This window comes from Gluconobacter sp. DsW_056 (genome assembly GCF_002153595.1).
GTDB classification, from domain to species: Bacteria; Pseudomonadota; Alphaproteobacteria; order Acetobacterales; family Acetobacteraceae; genus Gluconobacter; species Gluconobacter albidus.
In genome coordinates, this window is sequence record NZ_JOPF01000032.1 from 1 (window position 1) to 3606 (window position 3606).

Annotated in this window: 5 protein-coding genes; 4 read left to right on the top strand and 1 reads right to left on the bottom strand. The window is 53.3% G+C overall.

Features of this window, described 5'->3' with window-relative positions:
• Nucleotides 1–228 (top strand): hypothetical protein (locus HK22_RS15395; protein WP_233142720.1); only part of this gene is annotated, 228 nt, incomplete at its 5' end.
• Between the two features lie 275 nt (nt 229–503).
• On the opposite strand, the gene HK22_RS15555 is transcribed toward HK22_RS15395, so the two are convergent.
• Nucleotides 504–1310 carry a helix-turn-helix domain-containing protein gene (locus tag HK22_RS15555; protein WP_198945564.1) on the bottom strand — a complete coding sequence of 269 codons (807 nt, stop codon included), beginning with the start codon at nt 1308–1310 and terminating at the stop codon, nt 504–506.
• A gap of 114 nt (nt 1311–1424) precedes the next feature.
• Between HK22_RS15555 and HK22_RS14575 the strand changes: the two genes are divergently transcribed.
• From HK22_RS14575 to HK22_RS15405, 3 genes are all read left to right on the top strand, one after another.
• A complete protein-coding gene (locus HK22_RS14575; protein WP_062106282.1) occupies nt 1425–2306 on the top strand; it encodes an NAD(P)-dependent oxidoreductase in 882 nt (293 codons plus the stop codon).
• Nucleotides 2307–2351: 45 nt separating this feature from the next.
• Entirely contained in the window at nt 2352–2834 is a 483-nt protein-coding gene (locus tag HK22_RS14580; RefSeq protein WP_086649791.1) for an NADPH-dependent FMN reductase, read from the top strand.
• A gap of 579 nt (nt 2835–3413) precedes the next feature.
• A partial coding sequence (locus HK22_RS15405) for a hypothetical protein (protein WP_233142721.1) occupies nt 3414–3606 on the top strand: 193 nt, incomplete at its 3' end.

Sequence of the window (3606 nt, forward strand, 5' to 3'; positions counted from 1 at the left end):
CGGACCAATCATCGCCCATTCCTGATCCGTCAGATCGCCTCGTGCCATGCCTGCTCTCTCTGCCCGTTGTCCCGCAGCCAGGAAGTGAATCAGATCTCAGGCAGATCGTATAGATCTTTTGTCAACGTGACCTGGGCAATGGTCAATCCTAATCCTGAATTGGCGTCCACGATGAAAAAAATCTGCTTTGGCATGGCTTTGCTCGACTGGATTGCGTTCATGACTTGACCAATAATATTATATTGTTGCGATATCGATTGCATTTACTCTAATTGTCTTGCTCGATCCTATGGGTTTTCCACCCGTATCCTCTCCGCTCCTCGCACTGGCCGCCGAACTCGTACCGTGACCTAGCTACAACGCCATGCTCTTCCCGGGTATTCGTATCCTGCGTTCCGAGAGCATCCTTGAAGATGTGCCGGTCCTTTATTGCCCCGGTGTGATCTTTGTATTGCAAGGAACCAATAAGCCTTTTGTCCACATGGTCTAACCTGACATGAGCACTAACCTTTGTCGCTAAATCTACATAATTTCATATAGGCTGAGGGACTATGTCCCGTAATCTTCCGAAATATTGCCGAAAAGGCACCCGGACTTTCGTAACCAACTTCTAGCGCAACGCTTGTCACCGTCTCCCCGCGTGCCAGCCTTTCCTGGGCATTGAGGATACGCAGCCGCTGACGCCAAGCCGTAAACGGCATGCCTGTTTCCACTCCGAAATGCCGAACGAAGGAACGCACCGACATGGAAGCCTCGTTCGCCCAATCCGCTTGCTCACGCGTATCCGCCGGATTTTCACTCAGCGCATCAACTACACGTCGCAAGCGACCATCCGTCGGGAGAGGCAGAGACACCGACGCGCGCGGCGAAGACAGAAACTCATCCCAGAAACTCTCGGCGAGACGGGCGTGAATATTGCTCCACGATTTATCTGACGTACAATGGGATAACCGTTCTGCTTGCGCGATCAGAAGAGGCGTACCTCGCACGAGAAACGGCTGGGCGGGTAACATCGTGGATCGGGCTCGATCGATGAATAAGCTCCATCCACACACCCCCCCGTGCGAACGGGCTGTATGGCACAGACAGGGTGGTAACCACAGTGCCTGGCCGGGCCCGATCAACCAGTATGCCTTGTCGGTTCGTACCCCCATAACGCCATACCCAATCCCAAGAATCTGACCACAGTTATGGGAATGGAGGTCCTTAACCCGTCTGGTGTTCTGCTGCATATGTCCCCCCAAAAGCCAGGGAATATCCGGATCTGGACTCTTCATACACGACGGAATCAGGGACAAAGTGGCGCACATGAGTAGAAATCTGGCCTATATGATGAAGCACGCCAAGCCCTGCTCCCCCAAAATCTCGCATGAAGCAATATCGGCGCCAGCGGCGCTTACACAAGCAAAGCAAGAGGCACGACTATGAGAATCGGATTTATTGGACTCGGCGCCATGGGCCACCCTATGGCGAGGCGCCTTCTGGACGCGGGGCACCAACTCGTCGTCTATAATCGGACAGCGGCAAAAGCTTCTGATCTTGTTGCGCAGGGCGCAACGCTGAGAGACACACCCGATGCGGTCGCGTGGGAAGTCGATGTTGTCTTTTCGATGATGTTTGACGATGCGACTACCCAGGAAACAACATTCGGCAAGGACGGGATCGCGGCCGGATTGTCCGCAAATGCTATTCACGTTTGCTGTAGCACAGTCTCCCTCGCCCAAGCGCGCCGCCTGCGTGACGGTCATGCAGAACGTGGGCAGACTTATGTCAGCGCCAATGTCCTCGGTCGTCCACCTGCGGCTGAAGCGGGAGAATTATTCGTCATGGCGGCCGGAAAACGCGACGCACTTGACCGTTTAGAACCGACGCTCAAGTGTTTCGGACCACATATTTTTAGGATGGGCGATGACCCTATACAGGCTAATCTTGCCAAACTATCGCTCAATTTTATGATTTATTCCACCATCGAGCAAATGGCAGAGGTGTTTGCGCTCAATGAGAAAGCCGGAACCGACCCCCGCGTAATCTTCGATGTTATGACGGGCAGCTTCTATAATGCACCCGTCCACAAGAATTACGGCAAGTTGATGGTTGAGCACGATTATGACTATCCCGGAGCGCCAGTGACGCTCGGCCTGAAGGACGTCAAAATGTTCATGGAGGCCGGTGGCGACTATGGTGTTCCGCTGCCTTATGCTTCTGTGGTTCGTGATCGCCTGCTCAGCGCCATCAGCGCGGGCAATGCCGATCGCGATTTCGTCGTGCTACTGGAGCGAGTTAGGCAGGAGAGCGGCTTGAAGTAGAAACGCCGTCAACTGGGCAAAGAAAATTAGAGGCATGGCGGAAGAATGACGAAACGCGTTTTAGTAATTATGGGCAGTGTGCGAGCGGGGCGTCATTGCCCCGCCATTGCACAGTGGGTTTCTGGTGTCGGACAGGAACGGACTGATCTCGAGATCGAGATTATCGATCTCGCCGAATGGCTGCTTCCCATGGACGATGAACCCGGCATTCCGGCGCTCGGTCTCTATGAGCAACACCATTCAAAAGCCTGGGGCCAGAAGGTTGCACAAGCGCACGGCTTCGTCTTCGTAACGCCCCAATATAACTGGGGGTATCCGGCAGCACTGAAGAATGCCATCGATCATTGCTATCTCGAGTGGAAAGGAAAACCTCTGCTAATCGTCACCTATGGCGGCCATGGTGGGGGGAAATGCGCGATACAACTGCGTCAGGTCGCCGACGGGCTTAAAATGAAACCTGTTTCTCCTATGCCCGCGATCACCCTTTCAAACGCCGTGATTCGAGAAAATGCTCCTCTGGATGCCTAGATCTTTGAAGCGACTCTTTCCTCAGTCCAGGATGGTTGGACAGCGCTCGCTGAAAGCCTGTTTTCTTCCACATAACGTGCAAGCACCCGTGTCATGATACGACATCCGCTTGATGAAGGGAGATGCCCTCTCGGGGCGCATAGGCATCAGGATCGCAATAGAGGAGTTTGAAAAACCCTAATTTTAAGAGTTGTCCCAGGATTCTATCCCTCCTGCGTTGATTGGAGGGAATGAATAATGACGCAGCTCGGTTGCTTGGATGTTGAAGATCGCCTGGCTCTGGGTTGAGCGGGCTTAGTGAGCAGTTCGAAGCATTTTCCCGGACTATGAATTTTGAGGTGCTCAGTCCGCATGGCGGTTTTTGTGAGAAATCTTTGAGGGCATGTTCTGTCAGGCTTGTGAAATTCCCCCTCGGGAAACTTCCTATGCTCAACGACATGATTCACCGCATGGCCGATGCCGGCTCTTGCGCCCGGGCCGTAATGGCCGATTGTGCCTTCAGATCAAACGACCTCTGCTCTGACCCATCTGCCCGTTAATGCGCTGAGTATGTCAACTACGACTATAGACGGACTGGGCGTGCCGCGCATCGGGGAAAGCTGCGGACAGCGTCTCGGCCTACTGATCGCCTTCACAGGAAGAACCGACAAACAGGCGACCACACGTGTCCTCTACAAATATTCGGCCTTATGTCCGCATAGCTTTTTAATATCACATAAAAGTGAACTTCGACAAAACTACGCCGAATTACCTTTCCATTTGTTTCCTATGT